Here is a 19,068-nt window from a genome sequence, read left to right on the forward strand (position 1 = left end):
TACACAGTTCTTTACAATTGGAGTAAATCCTCTACAATTGATCCGTCTGTTTCGCCTAAGTGTAAACCGAGTAGTCTAGCGATAGTTGGACCTTCATCAATAAGTCTCATATACGGGACGGTAACGCCGGTTTTTATTCCTTTTCCAGCAGCGATAAAAATTGTTTCATAGTTAGGTTTTGTTGGAGAGTATCCATGCGTACCAAATGTATATTTTTTACTAGGCGTAACATCTTTTTCAGTAATGTCTTTTATAAAATCTCCTGTATAGTTTTCAGTGAAATAATACCCCTCTTGCGCTTCTAACATAAATAAACAATTACCATCTGCACCGCAGTCTTTCGCAGCTTCATCATGAAGTATAAATTCAATTCCATTCTGTTTATTTTGCAGCAGTTCTTCAAGGAGTAGTTGTACTTCTCGAATTGTATCCGTATCATTTTTGTCTTTCACATATACATAGGCAGACCCGTCGCAACTTTGACAATAGGCCTTCCAATCTACTAATAGCCCTTTTTTATTTATAGATACGAGGCCTTTTTGTTGGAATAGCACATTTAATTGAATCGCTTTGTTTTCACTTAAAGCGCTATGGTCACCAAGAGCGATAATTGTACTCTCTTCGTATAGGTCACTGTCTTTTAAAGTTTGAATAATTTTCCCGAGCCGCTCATCATGTCTATGAATTGCAGCTATTGTTTCGTTAGATTCAAAGCCATGATAATGTCTTTGCGTGTCTAAATCAGTGAAATGTACGAACATAACATTAGGCTTTTTCGTCTGAATGGTGTGTACAGCAGAGGCGAGGACGAAATCATCCAGCTCTGGTTGTGATAAACCATTTCTTATATGGCCGAAACGAAGATTTAAATCTAATTGGTATAGTGGGCTACCGCTAAATAAGGAAACTAACACTTGATTTTGCCAAGGTCTATTGGGGAAAATTTCTGGTAAATTGTAATCAATGTTTGCTCTCCCAGTAACAGGCCATAGAAGGGCAGCTGTCGTTAAATTTGCTTTACGCGCTTCATCATACAATGTTGTTCCTTTTATCGATTTTCGGTACCAATGCCAATCAGGTGATTCACGTCCTGGTTGAAGTAACGTATTACTAACAACACCGTGCTTGTTAGGGTAATTACCGGTTACGATTGTTGAGTGGCTTGGATATGTTACAGAAGGATAAATTGGTTCTACTTTTTCGACAACCGTGCCCTTTTTTATTAGAGATTGGAAATGAGGTAGTTTTTGTAGTATAGGAAAATCTAAAGCTGATAAACAGTCGAATGATAAAATAATGACACGATTCGTTAATGCTTTATCCATAAAGTAATCCTCCTAATTATATAAAACCTATTCTTATATATTACTATTAATACCTAGTAATAAAAATATGTTTCTGAATAAAATTTATTGTTTATTTTCAGAAAAATTAAACATATAATAAGTATAAGGGAATCTATGGACGGAGGGAATAGTATGGACTGGTTAGATGGATTCGGTATATTTTACATCATTGGTGGCATCACAATTCTCCTTGTATTTGCTATTTCATATTTACTAAAGAAACGTTTTCCAGACAAACAGTTTGATATTATATTTGCACTGATTGTAATACTTCTTTGCTTAGCATCATTTCCTGTTACCATGATGGTTATTGGTGGGTGGGAAGGAATGGGATATGGATTTATTGGTTTCTTCGTTCTACTAGGTACACTTATTGGTATGATTGCACATCAACTTGTAAAAATCTCTCGAAAAAGCTACGTATAAAACTGTAAAAAATGAAAAGAATATATAATAATAAGAAAATTAGCTATTGTTTTAAAAAAGAATTTGTATTATGATAATCAACAAATTTATTTCGTTATAACGATGAAAAAGGACTAGTACATATTCAACCTTTTTAGCAGAGAGAGAATCCGCCAGGCTGAAAGATTCTTAAAAAGGCAATATGGAACCTGCCTTTGAGTTCTGCATATGCAGCGGGAATTTCCCGTTATCAAAAAGAGAGCATGCGCAATTTTTGTGCATGAATCAGGGTGGTAACGCCGGCAAAGCTCGGTCCCTATTTAGGGACGCGGGCTTTTTTGTATTTTCTAGAAGGAGGAAGACTGACTATGGCAAAAGAACAAGTGCAAGCCATTACGAAGATGGAAGAGGACTTTGCGCAGTGGTATACCGATATTGTAAAAAAAGCCGAACTTGTTGATTATTCAAGTGTAAAAGGGTGCATGATTTTACGTCCGTATGGTTATGCCTTATGGGAGAATATGCAGAAGGTGATGGATGAGAAGTTAAAAGAAACTGGCCATGAAAATGTATATATGCCAATGTTTATCCCAGAGAGTTTATTGCAAAAAGAGAAGGATCATGTTGAAGGATTTGCTCCTGAAGTAGCATGGGTTACACATGGCGGGGATGAAAAGTTAGCGGAAAGACTTTGTGTACGTCCTACATCTGAAACTTTATTCTGTGAGCACTTTTCAAAAATTGTGCAATCCTATAATGATTTGCCAAAGTTATATAATCAGTGGTGTTCAGTAGTTCGTTGGGAGAAGACAACTAGACCATTCCTTCGTACGACTGAATTTTTATGGCAAGAGGGTCATACAATCCATGAAACGGCAGAAGAATCGCAGGCTGAAACATTAAATATTTTAAACTTATATGCTTCTTTCTGTGAGGATTATTTAGCGATACCAGTTATTAAAGGACAAAAAACAGAAAAAGAGAAGTTTGCTGGAGCAAAGGCAACTTATACAATTGAAAGTTTAATGCATGATGGAAAAGCGCTTCAAACAGGAACCTCTCATAACTTTGGGACGAATTTCTCAGAAGCATTTGATATTAAGTTTTTAGATCGTAACGGTAAATGGCAATATGTGCACCAAACATCTTGGGGTGTATCAACAAGAATGATAGGCGGGCTAATAATGGTTCATAGCGATAATAATGGACTTGTAATGCCACCAAAAGTCGCTCCAGTGCAAGTTGTTATTGTACCAATTGCTCAGCATAAAGAAGGAGTTTTAGCAAAAGCAACAGAGTTACAAGGACATATTCAAAAGGTTGCACGAGTAAAAATAGATGCTAGTAATAAAACGCCTGGTTGGAAATTTAATGAGTATGAAATGAAGGGTATTCCAATTCGATTAGAAGTTGGTCCTAAAGATATTGAAAAGAATCAAGTTGTACTTGTAAGAAGAGATGCGAAGGAAAAAGAATTTGTACCAATGGATCAATTAGAAGAACGTATTCCAGCATTACTTGAAGAAATTCATATTGCTTTATTTAATAAAGCAAAAGCATTTCGCGATGAGAATACGTATGCTGTGACAAATTTCGAAGAGATGAAAAAAGTAGCTGAAGAAAAGCAAGGCTTTATTAAAGCAATGTGGTGCGGGGAATTGGCTTGTGAAGAGAAACTAAAAGAAGAGGTGGGAGTATCTTCACGTTGTATGCCTTTTGAGCAAGAGCATTTAGCTGAAGAATGTATTTGTTGTGGTAAAGAAGCTAAACAAATGGTGTATTGGGGAAAAGCGTATTAATACTCTTTTGATAGGTGATAAAAAGGACTTTGGGCTGCATAATAAAATGCAATCCAAAGCCCTTTTTAGTTTTATACATTATTTCATGTACTTTTTAGATGGAAGGATGTTGTTCTTATTTTACGTTTTTACGACGAATAAACAGTAACATACCAATGAGGAATGTTGAAAGACCCATTAAAATAGATATAGGGTAATGCGTTGCAGTATTAGGTAATTTATCACCTTGTTTTTTGGTATTATCTTTTACATTACCACCTTGAGAACCATTACCCCCTTGAGAACTGCTATCGCCTTTAACACGATTGCCACCTTGAGAGCCATTACCCCCTTGAGAACTGCTATTACCTTTAACACGATTGCCACCTTGAGAGCCATTACCGCCGTGAGAGCCACTGCCACCAGAACCGTTACCACCGGAACCGTTACCACCAGAGCCATTGCCACCAGAGCCATTGCCACCAGAGCCACTGCCGCCAGAACCATTGTCACCAGAGCCATTGCCACCAGAGCCATTGCCACCAGAACCGTTACCACCGGAACCATTGCCACCAGAGCCATTGCCACCAGAGCCATTGCCACCAGAACCGTTACCGCCGGAACCATTACCACCGGAACCATTGCCGCCAGAGCCGCTACCACCAGAACCATTACCGCCGGAACCGTTGTCACCAGAGCCACTGCCGCCAGAACCATTGTCACCAGAGCCATTGTCACCAGAGCCATTGCCACCAGAACCATTGCCGCCAGAGCCACTGCCACCAGAACCGTTACCACCGGAACCATTGCCGCCAGAGCCACTGCCACCAGAACCGTTACCGCCGGAACCGTTGTCACCAGAGCCACTGCCACCAGAACCATTGCCGCCAGAGCCACTACCACCAGAACCGTTACCGCCGGAACCATTGCCACCAGAGCCACTGCCACCAGAACCGTTACCGCCGGAACCATTACCGCCGGAACCATTGCCGCCAGAGCCGCTGCCGCCAGAACCACTATCGTCCTGAGAACCGTTATTTCCTGGAGGTTTATTATTATCCTTTAAATTTCCTTCTGCAAAATGATCGCTATTTTGTACAACAGCGTTTGTTAATGGATGGAAGTTTTCAGTTGCAGCATTACCGATATTTAAACCGCTAAAAAAAGATAAAGAGAGTGTTGATGCTAAAATGAAGATTTTCGTCATGGTTTTCCTCCTAAGAAATTAATATTCCATCTAAAATACATCCCTTTGTAATATTTCTTAGGAAAAAGAGTTTTATGCAAAAAAAACTATATATAGAAAAAGGTGGTGTATTTGTCAAAGCAGAAAAGAGTTAATGTAGATTTCCTACAAATAGTAGAGGCGGAGAATTTACATTCATAACGGTAGAGGAAGTGGCAGTAGATGAAAGAGTACATAGCGTTTGATATTGGCGGTACGCAAATTAAGTGTGGCATTGTTTCAGAAATAGGGAGAGTATTAAAGCGTAAAACAGTTGCAACAGAAATTCATTTAGGCGGAGAACAAATTATTCAAAAACTTATATATGTATCCAAAAAAATAATGAATGAACATACTATTGCAGGAATTGGTATTAGCACTACGGGAATTGTTGATATTAATAAAGGAATTGTGACGGGAGGTGCGGATCATATTCCGGGATATAGTACTATTCCTATTATTGATAGATTGCAAGAGATATTAAAAGTACCAGTATCGATTGACAATGATGTGAATTGTGCAGCGTTTGGAGAAAAGTGGAATGGTAGTGGAAGAGAGAAAGAGAACTTTATTATGCTCACCCTTGGAACAGGAATTGGGGGAGCAATTTTTATAGATGGAGAATTGTACCGAGGACATTCATTTAGTGCTGGTGAATGGGGGAATATGTTAATAGAAGGAAAAACGTTTGAAGAGGTTGCTTCGATTTCAGGATTAATTCGGCTTGTAAGAAAATATAAAGGCAAAGGCGAGTGGAATGGGAAAAGAATTTTCGAGTTGTATGATAAAGGAGATCGGGAAGTTGCTCAAGCAGTTGGGATCTTCTTTAAACATTTGGCGATTGGAATTAGTAATCTTGCTTATATTTTTAATCCAGAAACGATTATTATTGGTGGAGGAATTACCGATAGAGGAAATGAGTTTTTAAAAGAAGTAAAAGAGGAGGTCAGTAAATACTTAAATCAAGAGATTTATAATAATTGTGAGATTGAACTTGCACAAAACGGTAATTGTGCAGGAATGATTGGTGCTATTTACCACTTCTTACATCATCATAAGTAAATTATATGAATGTTTTCATATAACTGAGAATTTATCCTTTTTATCGCTAGGTAAATAATGCTACAATATAAGAGAAGAATACAATATTTTCCGATTTGGAAAATGCTTTGTAGAAAGGGAGAAACTTCATGCCTATTATTTTAGAAAAAGGTCAAAAGATCGATTTAACGAAAGGACAACCAAAAGTAGCAAAACTACAGGTTGGCTTAGGCTGGGATCCAATTGGGCAATCAGGTGGATTTCTGTCTTCATTATTTGGAAGTAAACCAAATGTAGATTGTGATGCATCTGTTGTTATGTTAGAAGGAGATCGTTTTTTAAACAAAAATGATTTAGTTTACTTCGGAAATAAACTTTCTACTTGTGGTAGTATTATTCATTCAGGAGATAATTTAACAGGCGAAGGCGCTGGTGATGACGAAACAATTTTCGTAGAATTACATAAAGTTCCGAGCCGTATTAATCGTTTAGTATTCGTTGTAAATATTTATGACTGTGTAAATCGTCGTCAAGATTTCGGGATGATTCGTAATGCATATATTCGTATTCAAAACCCGCAAACTGGTGAAGAATTAGCACGCTATAATTTATCGGATAATTATGCTGGCAAAACGACTCTAATTGCAGGTGAAATGTATCGTCACGGAAGTGAATGGAAGTTTTCAGCAGTTGGAGAAGGAACACAAGATAAAAACTTAAGTGAGATTGTATCACGTTATCAATAAAATAACCGAGGAGGAATTGTATATGGCATCAATTTCATTGAAAAAAGGACAAAAGGTAGACTTAACAAAAACGAATCCAGGTCTTTCAAAAGTTCTTGTAGGACTTGGTTGGGATACGAATCGTTATGATGGACAAAACGATTTCGATTTAGATGTTAGTATTTTTTTAGTAGGTGCTAACGGTAAAGTTTCAGGTGCAGAGGATTTCGTCTTCTATAATAACCCAAAAGGTGCGAATGGTGCTGTAGAGCATTTAGGAGATAACCGAACTGGCGAAGGTGAAGGCGATGACGAATCGATTAAAGTAGATTTGAAAAATGTACCTGCACATATCGAACGTATTTGCTTCACAATCACGATTTACGATGGAGAAGGACGCAGCCAAAACTTTGGACAAGTTTCTAACTCTTTCGTACGTATTTTAGATGAAGAAAAGAATGCAGAATTAATTCGTTACGATTTAGGAGAAGATTTCTCTATTGAAACAGCCGTAGTAGTAGGTGAATTATATCGTCATGCAGGTGACTGGAAATTCAATGCAATCGGAAGTGGATTCCAAGGTGGATTAGCGTCTCTATGTAATAATTTTGGTTTAGATGTAGAGTAATAGATTTGATTTATATATCCATCGGTGAAAGGCGTGTATACCGATGGATATATTTTTAAAGATAAAAATATAGAGGTGAATATAGATGGTTATTCAATTACAAAAAGGACAGAAAATCGATTTAGGTAAGACAAGCCCTGGTTTAACAAAAGCAGTAATTGGTCTTGGATGGGATATTAAATCTTATGACGGTGGATCAGATTTCGATTTAGATGCATCTGCCTTTTTATTAGATGCAAACGGAAAATGTACAAAGGAAACTGATTTTATTTTCTATAATAATTTACAGTCTCCTTGTGGATCTGTTTTACATACAGGAGATAACCGTACAGGCGAAGGCGAAGGCGACGATGAGCAACTTGTTGTAGATTTGAAGAAGGTTCCAGCAGATGTTCATAAAATTGCTATTACAGTTACGATTTATGATGCAGAAGGCCGTAGTCAAAACTTTGGGCAAGTTGGAAATGCGTTTGTTCGTTTAGCGAATGAAGAGACGAATGAAGAAGTTCTTCGTTTTGATTTAGGGGAAGATTTCTCCATCGAAACAGCAGTTGTCTTTTGTGAATTATACCGTCATAATGGACAGTGGAAGTTTAATGCAGTAGGAAGTGGATTCCAAGGTGGTTTAGGTGCGCTTGTAAGAGCGTATGGCTTGGATGCATAGAAAGGAAACGATATTCGTTTCCTTTTTTTGACCTTTCTATAAATCTAGCAAAGAATAGGGGATAAAGGTAAGATGAGTATTTTGCAAGGAATCCTTGATACGTATGCTCAGTTTTTCGACTTGGACATGTGGATTAAAGTGTTGCAAGATCCAGTATCTTGGGGATTAATAGGTACACTTGTTGTACTTGAAGGGTTGTTATCTGCTGATAACGCACTTGTGTTAGCGGTAATGGTAAAACACCTTCCGGAAGAAAAACGTAAAAAAGCATTATTCTATGGACTTATTGGAGCTTATGTGTTCCGCTTTATTGCGATTGGAATCGGGATGTTCTTAATTAAATTATGGTGGGTAAAACTTCTTGGTGCACTTTACCTTGCTTGGTTATCAGTAAAATACTTTATTGATAAGCGTAAAGGTGCAAGTGAAGAAGACGAAGCTCACGGTATGAATCAAAATAGTATTCTCTTTAGAATGTTTGGTGTCTTCTGGGGAACAGTTGCGATGGTTGAATTAATGGATATCGCATTCTCTGTAGATAGCGTACTTGCTGCATTTGGTGTATCTAATGAAGTTTGGATTTTACTATTAGGCGGAATGCTAGGTATTTTAATGATGCGTGGTATTGCTGGTGTATTCTTAAAATTGTTAGAGCGTATTCCAGAGCTTGAAACGACAGCATACATTTTAATCTTAATTATTGCAGCAAAAATGTTACTGTCTTTAATCGAGATTGAGATTAGTCATACACTATTCTTTATTATTTTAGTTGTAGCATTTGGAGCAACATTTATACTTCACTACATGAAGAATTCTGGACAAGCTAAAGAAGAAGTTGCAGCTACTAAAGAAGACAATAAATAATTGAAATGGGTTTGCTCGTTTTGCGAGCGCCCATTTTTTATAACCAAAAATAGTTTATAATAGAAGAAGGACTTAGAAAAAACGTAAATGTTTTTGGAGGTGAACTGTTGTGTTTTCACGTTTTACACTTCAACCATATGCATTAAAAGATGAATCAGATTTAAAGCAATTTGAAGCGCTTTTAGAAAAACGCCCACAATATGAGCTGACAGAGAATGAGATGAAATTTAGTTATATAGCATGTCGAATCCTAGGCGTTCCTAATGATGTAGATGAATATTTTAATGAACTGTTTGATTATAGTGAAGCGAAAGGAATCGAAGTTTTACACGAACAAAATTTAAACAAAGTGATTGATTCAGAAAAGCTTCGTCATATTCAAGAAGTGTTCGGATTACATCAAGAAGCACCAAATGGTCTGACAGTAAATAGGTTAGTTGCACACTTATCTGGGAAACAACTTTTACCGAAAGTAGACAACCCTGATTTACAGCATTACATACATACGACGTTTATTGCAGTATTGAAATTATATGAGAAACAACATAATCAGTCGTTAAAGACAGAAGGCTTCCGTCGTTTCTTAATCGACATAATTAAACTAAGCGAAAATTACGTAGCGAAGTGGTTCTCTACGATTAATTATAAGAAACAGATGCCACGTATCGTTTGGTATGGTGATGCACAGGAAAGCCGTATATATTTCTTATATTTTCTTATTATGCTCGGTTGTGATGTGCTTTATTATCACCCCGAAGGAAAAGATGGATTTGAAAATATTGATGAAGAGGGGAGAACTTTTATTGTGTCCCATCCGGGTTGCATTTCTCTTGAACCATTCCCTGATCGCCGCCGCGAGCGTGTTGCAACAGTAGCGTATCAAGCTTCGAAAGAAATTGAACAAGTACTTCACCACGATAATTCACTATTATATAAACCGTGGCAATTCCGTTCGTATACACCTGTAGCACGTACGTTAAAAACGACATATGATGAACTCTTTTTAATTACGAAAGAAAAGGCATTTGTACGTCCAACATTCTTTGTTGAAAATAAACATATTTATATTCCTTCTTTATTTGCGAAAATATCAGGCGTTTCAAAGAATGATAAAGAATATTTTCAACGATTAAAGGCTGTTACATCATTTGATAACAGTTTATTAATTAATACATTCCCGTTTACGAAAGAGCAAAAAGCAAACTTCCAATATCATTATCGAGATGCATTGGACCGAGCTGGAAAATTACATCCTGATCTAATTATGAATAGCCATTGGTGGCCGCATAAGCGTTTACCGGAAGGTTTACAACATGGGATTGCAGAGGCGATTATCCATACGTGCGAAAGTGAAATGTGCAAACCAATTGCGAAAGAGAAGAAACAAGATGTAGCGCTATATGTTTTCGCACAACTTTCTCAAATACCACCCAATATTTTAGAACAGCTTGAGAAATTTGATTATTCACAAGATGTACCGAAAATTGTTATATTTAATAATGAGAAGAGCGGAGAATTAACTCGTTCTGACGCTGTTTTATTACTATTTTTAAATCAAATTGGAGTAGATGTATTCCATTTCAATCCCACGGGCAGAAACGATATTGAACCATATGTTGAAGCGGGAGCATTTGATTCCCATTGGCTTGAAGAAGTTAATTTCGATCTTGAGTTTCATGGTTCATCAGCCTATAAAAATTTATCACAAACAATAAAAGGACTATTTCGTCCATTTTTATAAGGAAAGGGAGAATACCATATGAATAACCCAGTCGTACTAGATTCGAAAACTGAATTGAATGAGCAAACCGCACAAGATGTTCGCTTGCAACTTAGACAAGATGCAGATGTGCAACGTATTTATAACGCAGTAGATATTAAAGATCAATTGGAATTAATTGAACTTGGAAAAGAACCTTCTATGGAAATTTCACGTTTTGCTGATCAAATTTTACATACAATGTCATTATCAAAGATAGAAGATTCTGGTGAATTGTTAAAGCAACTTGGTAAAATTATGGACAGATTTGATAGTAAAGACTTTGCAGAAGAAAAAAGTGGTTTCTTCTCGCGCATGTTCAAAAAAGCGGATAAAATGATAGAACAAATCTTTAGTAAATATCAAACGATGGGCCGCGAAATTGATAAGGTTTATGTGGAAATTACGAAGTACCAAGATGAGATGAAAAAATCAATTGGAACGTTAGATGGCTTGTATGAGCAAAACTTAAAATATTATTTAGACTTAGAGAAGTACGTAGTAGCAGGAGAAATGTTATTAGAGCGTTTAAATACAGAATTAGTTCCGATGTATGAAGAGCGCGTGCGTAATAATGATCAATTAGCAGGTATTGAATTAGAGTCGCTTAAAAACTCGGTTGAAATTTTAGAGCAACGTATTGATGATTTAGAAAAAGCGCGTATGGTTGCGCTACTTACAGCGCCGCAAATTCGCATGATTCAACGTGGTAATAATAAATTAATTGGTAAAATCAATACAGCATTTATTACAACGATTCCTATCTTTAAAAATGGTATCATTCAAGCAGTAAATGCGAAACGTCAAAAGCTTGTTGCAGATTCTATGGCTGAACTTGATCGCCGTACAAATGAATTACTTAAGAAAAATGCACAAAATATCGCAACGCAAAGTGTAGAAGTAGCGAGATTATCAGGTTCTTCTAGTATTAAGATGGAAACGCTTGAGGAAACTTGGAACATTATTTCAAGAGGTATGCAAGAAACACAACAAATTGAAGAACAAAATAAACGTGAGCGTGAAGAAAGCCGCAAGCGTATGGCTACATTAACGGAGAATATCAAAAAAGAATTACAAGGATAAATGAAAAGGCAATGAGGAATATTCCTCATTGCCTTTTAGTTTCTCTTCACTAATTTAATAATCTCATTCACAATAAGTGGAATGATACTCAATAAGAGAACAAATCCCCAATCTCGCATCGTTAATGCATGTACACCGAATATATTTGCAAGGGGCGGGATGGAGATGATACAAACTTGCATAAGAACACCGATAAGAAGGGAGAAAACTAAATATTTATTTGTAAAGATCCCAATTGAAAAAATTGATTTCGTTCTTGAACGCAAGTTAAATGAATGAACGAGCTGAGAAAAACTAAGAACGACAAATGCCATCGTTTGAGCGTGTAATAGAGCATCGTCATCAATTCGCTCTGGGAAAAGAGGGAATAAATTTGTATCTCCAGTATAGAATTTTGCTCCGGCGATAAAAGCTATTAGCGTTAAAAGTCCAATGATAACTCCATTGAAAATTAGGAAAGGAACGCTGCCACTAAATAAGCTTTCTTTTGCATGTCGTGGTTTTTCCTTCATCACATCTGGATCTTCAGGATCAACCCCAAGTGATAATGCAGGCAGTGTATCTGTAATTAAATTCACCCATAAAATATGAATAGGTCGTAGTGGTGTTGCCCAGCCGAGTAAAATTGCTAAAAATAAAGCGATAATTTCTCCGAAGTTACAAGAGAGTAGGAAGAGAATTGATTTTTTTATGTTGCGATAAATATTTCTACCTTCTTCAACAGCTTTCACGATAGATGAAAAATTATCATCTGTTAACACAACATCCGCTGCCCCTTTTGCAACGTCTGTTCCTGTAATGCCCATCGCTACGCCGACATCGGCTTGCTTTAAAGATGGTGCATCATTGACGCCATCACCAGTCATAGAAACGATATTTCCTTTCGCGCGTAATGCCTTTACAATTTTCACTTTATGCTCTGGAGAGACTCTAGCGAATACATTTAAATGATTAATTTTGCTAGCTAGTTCTGTATCAGAAATGTTATCTAATTCAGTTCCAATCATAATTTCCGATATTTCTTCAGCAATGCCAAGTTCTTTGGCAATTGCAAAGGCGGTATCTTTATGGTCACCAGTAATCATAACTGTGCGAATACCGGCTTTTTTACATTCTGTAATTGAATCTTTCACTTCAGTTCGTGGTGGATCAATCATACCGACAAGACCAATAAAGATAAGATTTTCTTCAAGATGGTTTATATCCACATTGTTTGAATTGTATTGTTTAAATGCGAATGAAAGTACTCTTAAAGCTTCTTGAGACATTGCTCCGGCAGCTTCTAATATTTGATTTTTATCAGAATCAGTTAAAATCTCGATTTTGCCGTTTTTAAAAATATGGGTACATCGAGGTAAGAGCTTATCAATAGCGCCTTTCGTCATGCTATAGTAGCCTTCATCGTATGTATGTACGGTTGACATCATTTTACGATCTGAATCGAAAGGTACTTCGTTAACACGTTCATGTATTTTTTCTAAATGATCTTTTTGCATGTTAAAAGTGGTTCCAGCAACGAGAAGTGCAATTTCAGTCGGGTCTCCCGTTTGTGATTCGTTAGTGTAAGAAGCATCATTACATAGCACCATATTTTCTAACAATAGACGTTGCGCATCATTATTTACATTTAAACTTTCTAAGCGATCGTATGTGTTATCACTATAAAAGTGAGTAACGGTCATTTTATTTTGCGTTAACGTACCTGTTTTATCTGAACAAATAATTGTGACAGAACCGAGGGCTTCAACAGCTGGTAGTTTCCGAATGATAACGTTTTGTTTAATCATACGTTGCACACCAATTGCAAGAACGATGGAAACGATAGCTGGCAAGCCTTCTGGAATAGCTGCAACGGCTAAACTAATAGCAGTCATAAACATTTCTAACGTATCCCGGCCTTGTAAAAAACCGATGAGGAACATAACTATACAAATAGCTACAGCGACAAAGCCTAAATATTTTCCGACTTGTGCTAAGCTTTTTTGAAGTGGTGTCATATCATCGTCTGCTTCATGTAAAAGGGTAGCAATCTTACCAATTTGTGAGTTCATTCCAGTTTCAACAGCAACACCGACGCCTCTTCCGTATGTTACAAGAGTGGACATAAATGCCATGTTTTTTTGATCGCCGAGTGGTACTTGCTCATCACTTTGCATGGAAGGGTGGTAGATTGCATCTTTATCAACAGGGACAGATTCGCCAGTTAGAGCAGATTCTTCAACTTTTAAATTTGCGGTTTCAATAAGGCGTAAATCGCATGGGATATATCGTCCGGCGTCGAGCATAACGATATCCCCTGGAACGACGTGCTCAGATGGAATTTCTTTTAGTTCACCATTTCTCTTGACGATAGCTTTAGGTGTTGCCATCTTTTTCAATGCCTCTAAAGCTTGTTCTGCTTTCGATTCTTGGACAACACCGATAACAGCATTTAAAACTACAACAAGCGCGATAATACTGGCATCCGCCCATTCACCTACAAAGGCAGAAATAAGGGCAGCAATAATAAGGACATATACGAGGACGTCATTAATTTGGGCGAAAATACGCTGCCATAAAGTGCGTTTTTGTTTTGTAGCTAATTCATTAGAACCGTATTGCTTTAAACGTTCACTTACAATCTCATCTGTTAAACCGTTTTGTTCGTTTGTTTCTAGGTCAATCAATGTTTGATCTTTCGTCTTACTGTACCAATTGCTCATAAGTAAGCACCTCCAGTAAAAACAGTTAGCAATGGTAGTGTTGCTATTATTTGTGAGTAGTATGTATGGAGAAAAAATCTAAGGTGAGGTTCTACTTCTATTGTACAATATTTTACAGTTGGTTGAGGGACAGAGAAGAGTTGTCATGAATTTGTTGGAAATAAAAAAGAGCCTCATAATAAGAGAGGCTTTTTTACTTTTTAATTAATGTACCTAATTCTTCTGTAATAGCTTGCATTTCACTAATGCTGAATGTTTCACGTTTCATAACATGATCATAAATGTCACGTAAATCTTCGTACATTTCTTCGTTAAAACTAGCAGCTCTCATCGCTCCAGCATTAACCATACGTAATTTTTCTTTAATAGCTTCGACCATGTATTCAACGTTTTCTTCTGACTTTACGGATAAATCCACCGAAGTGTCCCCCTTTAAAATAACATAAGGCTATCTTAACATTTTTTATCATTTTCGTTAATGGATCTTTTCAATCCTATTAAATTAGTAGGGATTTCCTTTATATTTCATAATTGGTTGTTTATACTATAAGTATATATGAAGAAATGCACCAAGAAGGGAAGAAACAAAAACATGGTTCAAGTATTGTTTGTTTGTCTTGGGAACATTTGCCGTTCTCCGATGGCAGAAGCGATTTTTCGAAATCTTGTCGTAAAAGAGGGACTTGAAGAGAAAATTGTCATTGATTCTGCAGGAACTGGAGATTGGCATGTTGGCCATCCGCCACATAAAGGAACACAAAAAATTTTAAAAGAAAATGCAGTCACTTTTGAAGGAATTAAAGCAAGGCAAGTAGAAAAAGAAGACTTAACAAAGTTTGATTATATTATTGCCATGGACAACAAGAATATAGCAGATTTAAAAAGTTTAGGTAAAACTGGAGGCTATATTGGTAGGCTGTCCGACTTTGTTCCAGACGGTGGCTGGACAGACGTTCCTGACCCTTACTATACAGGGAATTTCCAAGAAGTATATGACCTTGTAACAGAAGGGTGTGCAAAGCTATTAGCTTTCATTCGAAATGAACAAGGAATATGAGGAAGCTTAGAAAGAAATACTTTCTAACATAAGAAATGAAAGGGTGAAGGAATATGGCAAAGAAAAATAATATTGCTCGAAACATTGCGATTGGTGTAGCGGCAGGTGTAGCTGTATCCATGTTAAAGAAAGAAAACCGTGAAAAAGTAAAAAATACAGCAGAAAAAGCAAAAACAAAGATGATTGAAATTGGTGAAAATGCAAAGATCAAAGAAAAAGTGCAAACTGTTACAGATAAAGGACGCGAACTTGCTGATTTCAATGTGGTAAAAGCGAAAGTAGCAGAAATTAAAAAATTAACGCCATCTGTTGTAGAGACGTTAAAAGAAACGAAAGAAATTTTTAGTAAGAAAAAAGTTGAGCCAGAAGAAAAGCCAGAAACGATTGAAATTCAAGCTGTATCTCCAAAGGTAGATGAGCTGAAAGCAGAAGAAGAGCCAGTAGTTGCTGAAGATGGTGGTATGAAAGAAGCGCGTGAATTATTTATAAAAGACTCAAATGCAGTGGAAAAAAAAACTGAAGCGTACATTGAGTTAAAGCAAGATAAAGAAGAGAAGAAAAGCGTTTAAACATATATGAGAAAAATTTTAGAAAAGGTGAGAAGAAATCGTACTTATTCGTTTGGTAAAGATTTATATGACCGGACGATGCGCGATGATGTAGCGGGCTTGGCAGCACAGCTCGCTTATTTCTTCTTGCTTGCAATTTTTCCTGGGCTCGTTTTCTTAATTACGCTTCTTGGATTTATTCCCATTCAAACAGAGGATGTGCTTAGTTTATTAGAGGTTTATGTACCAGATGATGCAATGAACTTAATTGAGGTAAATGTAGATAAAGTTGTAAACCAGCAAAATGGTGGTTTATTATCATTTGGTTTATTATCCATGTTATGGTTTGCCTCAAATGGTGTTAATGCGGTTATGAATGCTTTTAACCGCGCTTATGACGTAAAGGAAACACGTTCTTTTATTACAACAAGAGCGTTATCAATTGTGTTTACATTAGCTATTATTTTTATGATTGTCTTTGCGTTAATTGTTCCGGTATTCGGACAAGTTATTGGAGCAGCAGTGTTTAAAGCACTCGGTTTATCAGATAGTTTTTCTTTCGTATGGAGCATTACACGATTAGTAGCGAGTTTCTTCGTACTATTTGCTTTGTTTAGTTTCTTATATACATTTGCACCAGATCGAAAGTTAAAAAGAAGAGAAGTTATTTCAGGGGCGTTATTTGCTACTGTAGGATGGATTGTGGTGTCTTACTCATTTGCTTATTATGTAGATAAGTTTGCGAATTACGCCAATACATATGGTGGTCTCGGTGGTATCATTATTTTAATGTTATGGTTTTATTTAACTGGATGGGTAATTTTACTTGGCGGTGAAATTAATGGTTTACTCCACCATTATAGAACCGGTGACAATAATTCCCGTAATGAATAATGAGTTCTTGTTCCATAATAAAAAGGAACAGGGGGGATATTTCATGAGTAATAATAAAAAGAACCATAATAATAAAAGTAATAATAAACAAAAGAGCAGTTCGCATCCAAAGCATAAAACGAGTAGCAGTGCGAACGGTCATAATAGCTATCACTAAAAAAACGGGTCCTCTATGAGGGACCCGTTTTATTTGCTTCCTTTTAGTAATCGTAAGCCATTCAAAATGACAAGAATCGTACTTCCTTCATGGCCAATAACACCGAATGGAAGAGCTAAAAATTGCAAGAAGTTTGAACAAATTAGCATGGCAATAACGACTAGCGAAAAGATTACGTTTTGCTTCACAATACGGTTCATTCGTTTTGATAAACGAATTGCTTGGGAAAGGCGAGATAGTTCGTTCTTCATCAGTACAACATCTGCAGTTTCTAAAGCTACATCTGTTCCTTCTCCCATTGCGACACCAATGCTAGCAGTAGCTAGGGCAGGTGCATCATTTATACCGTCTCCAACCATTGCTACTGTACCGTATTTTTCTTTTAACTTTTTAATCGTTTCAACTTTTGTTTCTGGTAAGCATGATGCGTAATATTCCTTTATATTACTTTCAGAGGCAATTGCTTTTGCCGTTTCTTCATTATCTCCAGTAATCATAATTGCTTCGACACCAATGCTTTGTAAATCACGAATAGCAGCTATTGTTTCTTGGCGAAGCGTATCTTTTAAAGCGATAAGTCCAAGAATGCCTCCCTCATCACTAATATAAACGACAGTTTTACCTTCTTTTTCAAGTGAGGCAGAAATACCATTATGAAATGTCTTTGTTTCTTCACCGATAAAATCAGCTTTACCTATTTTATAAGCGTTGTTTTCCAATATTCCTTTTAGACCAAAACCAGTTACATCTTCAACCTTTTCTGGTTTTTTTAAAGTAATGTCGTACGCATGTTGTGCATATTTAACAATGGATTCAGCTAAAGGATGTGTAGAGTGACTTTCAATTGATGCTGTAATATAAAGTACTTCTTTTTCTGTTATATTTTCTCGAACATATACATCTGTTACGGTAGGTTTACCTTCTGTTAATGTTCCTGTTTTATCAAACGCGATTGCTTTCACAGAAGCAAGGCGTTCTAAATGTATACCGCCTTTAAAGAGAATACCGTTTCTCGCTCCGTTAGAAATGGCTGATAACGTAGCTGGTGTAATGGCAGCTACGAGCGCACAAGGAGATGCGACTACAAGTAAGATCATAGCGCGATAAAACGTTTCATTCCAGCTCCAGTCAAGTAAGAAATGAGGAACGAACATCATAAGCGCAACAACGAGTAGTACACCTTTTACGTATGTTCCTTCAAACTTTTCAATGAATAGTTGTGATGGTGATTTTTCACTTTGTGCACTTTGGACGAGACGGATAATCTTTTGGAATAATGTTTGATCGCTCGGCTTCGTAATTTTAACTTCGATAGCACCACGTAAATTTACAGTACCGGCAAATACTTCATCGCCATGTCTTTTCTCATTTGGAATAGGTTCTCCTGTGATTGCTGCCTCATCGATATTTGTTTCACCGTTATGAATCGTACCGTCAGCAGGAACACGTTCACCGGGTTTAATTAAAATAATGTCGTTAATTTGTAACTCTCCAACAGGAACACGTTCCTCAGTTCCGGTGGAAATACGTAATGCTTCTTCAGGCTGTAAGTCAAGAAGAGCGGAAATTTCTTTTTGGCTCTTACTTAACGTATAAGATTCCATAGCACCGCTGAGTGCAAAGATGAAGATTAAAATAGCCCCTTCTGCCCAGTAGCCAATAATTGCAGCACCAATAGCTGCAAAGAGCATTAGCATTTCAACATTTAGCTCTTTTTCTTCAATCGTATCTTCAATTCCTTCTTTTGCTTTTGCATATCCACCAACTATATAAGCAAGGATATAGCAAGTAATACCTACATTCATTGCATCGTTCTTTGTAAATAACCAACCAACTAAAATAAAAATACCAGATGCTACTGCAAATACAAGTTCATAATGTTTTTTTAATGTGTCCCATAAAGAGGGATGAGAAATTGTTTCTTTTGCGTGTAACGTTTTTACTTCTGAGTTCATTACTACTCGCTCCTTCCGAATTCTTATTGAGAAAAATAATCAAAATCGAAACCCCTATAAAACGACGAAAGCTGCCATCCATAATGGATAGCAGCATTTCTGTTGAATCTGTTTTTAATCGTTCTTATGTTGTAATTATTCTATAGTATATCATATGTTTTTATGAGATGGTACGGTTTTGTTTCAAGTATAAACGGAAAACTTGTGTTTTCGCAATTCCTTTGGTATATATGAATA

The 19,068-nt window shown here is 36.7% G+C and carries 17 protein-coding genes and 1 other annotated feature; of the genes, 12 read left to right on the forward strand and 5 right to left on the reverse strand.

Annotated elements, in window-relative coordinates; genetic code table 11:
* Positions 1–11: 11 nt before the first annotated feature.
* A complete protein-coding gene (locus IBT51_RS18470; protein ID WP_053565342.1) occupies positions 12–1,325 on the reverse strand; it encodes an alkaline phosphatase family protein in 1,314 nt (437 codons plus the stop codon).
* A 153-nt stretch (positions 1,326–1,478) separates the two neighbouring features.
* On the opposite strand from IBT51_RS18470, the gene IBT51_RS18475 reads away from it, so the two are divergent.
* Both IBT51_RS18475 and proS read left to right on the forward strand, forming a co-directional pair.
* On the forward strand, positions 1,479–1,772 hold the full coding sequence (locus IBT51_RS18475; RefSeq protein WP_000383860.1) for a YesK-like family protein: 294 nt from the start codon (positions 1,479–1,481) through the stop codon (positions 1,770–1,772).
* A gap of 93 nt (positions 1,773–1,865) precedes the next feature.
* Positions 1,866–2,072: a binding site (T-box leader), on the forward strand.
* Between the two features lie 47 nt (positions 2,073–2,119).
* Positions 2,120–3,550: a proline--tRNA ligase gene (gene proS, locus IBT51_RS18480; RefSeq protein ID WP_053565341.1), complete on the forward strand. Its 1,431-nt coding sequence runs from the start codon at positions 2,120–2,122 to the stop codon at positions 3,548–3,550.
* Between the two features lie 115 nt (positions 3,551–3,665).
* Here the strand turns inward: proS and IBT51_RS27095 are convergent, their stop codons facing one another.
* The gene (locus tag IBT51_RS27095; RefSeq protein ID WP_234465783.1) at positions 3,666–4,736 is read right to left on the reverse strand and encodes a cell wall anchor protein; all 1,071 of its coding nucleotides are present in this window, start codon (positions 4,734–4,736) and stop codon (positions 3,666–3,668) included.
* A gap of 201 nt (positions 4,737–4,937) precedes the next feature.
* Between IBT51_RS27095 and IBT51_RS18495 the strand changes: the two genes are divergently transcribed.
* From IBT51_RS18495 to IBT51_RS18525, 7 genes are all read left to right on the forward strand, one after another.
* Positions 4,938–5,816, forward strand: coding sequence for an ROK family protein (locus tag IBT51_RS18495; protein ID WP_089170354.1), 879 nt, complete (start codon positions 4,938–4,940; stop codon positions 5,814–5,816).
* A 128-nt stretch (positions 5,817–5,944) separates the two neighbouring features.
* Positions 5,945–6,541: a TerD family protein gene (locus IBT51_RS18500; RefSeq protein ID WP_001121586.1), complete on the forward strand. Its 597-nt coding sequence runs from the start codon at positions 5,945–5,947 to the stop codon at positions 6,539–6,541.
* A gap of 22 nt (positions 6,542–6,563) precedes the next feature.
* Positions 6,564–7,148 carry a TerD family protein gene (locus IBT51_RS18505; RefSeq protein WP_000146729.1) on the forward strand — a complete coding sequence of 195 codons (585 nt, stop codon included), beginning with the start codon at positions 6,564–6,566 and terminating at the stop codon, positions 7,146–7,148.
* 85 nt (positions 7,149–7,233) lie between these two features.
* The gene (locus IBT51_RS18510; protein WP_000236649.1) at positions 7,234–7,812 is read left to right on the forward strand and encodes a TerD family protein; all 579 of its coding nucleotides are present in this window, start codon (positions 7,234–7,236) and stop codon (positions 7,810–7,812) included.
* A 72-nt stretch (positions 7,813–7,884) separates the two neighbouring features.
* Entirely contained in the window at positions 7,885–8,676 is a 792-nt protein-coding gene (locus IBT51_RS18515; RefSeq protein WP_200458722.1) for a TerC family protein, read from the forward strand.
* Between the two features lie 109 nt (positions 8,677–8,785).
* Positions 8,786–10,417: a YceG family protein gene (locus IBT51_RS18520; RefSeq protein ID WP_200458721.1), complete on the forward strand. Its 1,632-nt coding sequence runs from the start codon at positions 8,786–8,788 to the stop codon at positions 10,415–10,417.
* Between the two features lie 18 nt (positions 10,418–10,435).
* The gene (locus IBT51_RS18525) at positions 10,436–11,518 is read left to right on the forward strand and encodes a toxic anion resistance protein (RefSeq protein ID WP_001064413.1); all 1,083 of its coding nucleotides are present in this window, start codon (positions 10,436–10,438) and stop codon (positions 11,516–11,518) included.
* Positions 11,519–11,553: 35 nt separating this feature from the next.
* Here the strand turns inward: IBT51_RS18525 and IBT51_RS18530 are convergent, their stop codons facing one another.
* Positions 11,554–14,220 carry a cation-translocating P-type ATPase gene (locus tag IBT51_RS18530; RefSeq protein WP_064532173.1) on the reverse strand — a complete coding sequence of 889 codons (2,667 nt, stop codon included), beginning with the start codon at positions 14,218–14,220 and terminating at the stop codon, positions 11,554–11,556.
* Positions 14,221–14,413: 193 nt separating this feature from the next.
* Positions 14,414–14,638, reverse strand: a complete 225-nt coding sequence (locus IBT51_RS18535; RefSeq protein ID WP_000366196.1) for a DUF1128 domain-containing protein — start codon at positions 14,636–14,638, stop codon at positions 14,414–14,416.
* 174 nt (positions 14,639–14,812) lie between these two features.
* On the opposite strand from IBT51_RS18535, the gene IBT51_RS18540 reads away from it, so the two are divergent.
* The 3 genes from IBT51_RS18540 to IBT51_RS18550 are packed head-to-tail and all read left to right on the forward strand — an operon-like array spanning position 14,813 to position 16,719.
* A complete protein-coding gene (locus IBT51_RS18540; protein ID WP_000250916.1) occupies positions 14,813–15,277 on the forward strand; it encodes a low molecular weight protein-tyrosine-phosphatase in 465 nt (154 codons plus the stop codon).
* Positions 15,278–15,330: 53 nt separating this feature from the next.
* Positions 15,331–15,846: a DUF4075 domain-containing protein gene (locus tag IBT51_RS18545; protein WP_001085387.1), complete on the forward strand. Its 516-nt coding sequence runs from the start codon at positions 15,331–15,333 to the stop codon at positions 15,844–15,846.
* 6 nt (positions 15,847–15,852) lie between these two features.
* Positions 15,853–16,719, forward strand: coding sequence for a YihY/virulence factor BrkB family protein (locus IBT51_RS18550; protein WP_001226536.1), 867 nt, complete (start codon positions 15,853–15,855; stop codon positions 16,717–16,719).
* 186 nt (positions 16,720–16,905) lie between these two features.
* On the opposite strand, the gene IBT51_RS18555 is transcribed toward IBT51_RS18550, so the two are convergent.
* A complete protein-coding gene (locus IBT51_RS18555) occupies positions 16,906–18,831 on the reverse strand; it encodes a heavy metal translocating P-type ATPase (RefSeq protein ID WP_163061477.1) in 1,926 nt (641 codons plus the stop codon).
* Positions 18,832–19,068 lie beyond the last annotated feature (237 nt).

The sequence above is a fragment of the Bacillus sp. S71 genome (assembly GCF_016625265.1).
In the GTDB taxonomy this organism is placed as follows: domain Bacteria; phylum Bacillota; class Bacilli; order Bacillales; family Bacillaceae_G; genus Bacillus_A; species Bacillus_A cereus.

Bases quoted from the DNA above. Each gene is read 5' to 3' on its own strand.
- IBT51_RS18550 (WP_001226536.1), top strand. From the start codon at position 15,853: ATGAGAAAAATTTTAGAAAAGGTGAGAAGAAATCGTACTTATTCGTTT.
- IBT51_RS18475 (WP_000383860.1), top strand. From the start codon at position 1,479: ATGGACTGGTTAGATGGATTCGGTATATTTTACATCATTGGTGGCATC.
- IBT51_RS18470 (WP_053565342.1), bottom strand. From the start codon at position 1,325: ATGGATAAAGCATTAACGAATCGTGTCATTATTTTATCATTCGACTGT.
- proS (WP_053565341.1), top strand. From the start codon at position 2,120: ATGGCAAAAGAACAAGTGCAAGCCATTACGAAGATGGAAGAGGACTTT.
- IBT51_RS18545 (WP_001085387.1), top strand. From the start codon at position 15,331: ATGGCAAAGAAAAATAATATTGCTCGAAACATTGCGATTGGTGTAGCG.
- IBT51_RS18525 (WP_001064413.1), top strand. From the start codon at position 10,436: ATGAATAACCCAGTCGTACTAGATTCGAAAACTGAATTGAATGAGCAA.
- IBT51_RS18515 (WP_200458722.1), top strand. From the start codon at position 7,885: ATGAGTATTTTGCAAGGAATCCTTGATACGTATGCTCAGTTTTTCGAC.
- IBT51_RS18495 (WP_089170354.1), top strand. From the start codon at position 4,938: ATGAAAGAGTACATAGCGTTTGATATTGGCGGTACGCAAATTAAGTGT.
- IBT51_RS27095 (WP_234465783.1), bottom strand. From the start codon at position 4,736: ATGACGAAAATCTTCATTTTAGCATCAACACTCTCTTTATCTTTTTTT.
- IBT51_RS18510 (WP_000236649.1), top strand. From the start codon at position 7,234: ATGGTTATTCAATTACAAAAAGGACAGAAAATCGATTTAGGTAAGACA.
- IBT51_RS18540 (WP_000250916.1), top strand. From the start codon at position 14,813: ATGGTTCAAGTATTGTTTGTTTGTCTTGGGAACATTTGCCGTTCTCCG.
- IBT51_RS18530 (WP_064532173.1), bottom strand. From the start codon at position 14,220: ATGAGCAATTGGTACAGTAAGACGAAAGATCAAACATTGATTGACCTA.
- IBT51_RS18505 (WP_000146729.1), top strand. From the start codon at position 6,564: ATGGCATCAATTTCATTGAAAAAAGGACAAAAGGTAGACTTAACAAAA.
- IBT51_RS18555 (WP_163061477.1), bottom strand. From the start codon at position 18,831: ATGAACTCAGAAGTAAAAACGTTACACGCAAAAGAAACAATTTCTCAT.
- IBT51_RS18500 (WP_001121586.1), top strand. From the start codon at position 5,945: ATGCCTATTATTTTAGAAAAAGGTCAAAAGATCGATTTAACGAAAGGA.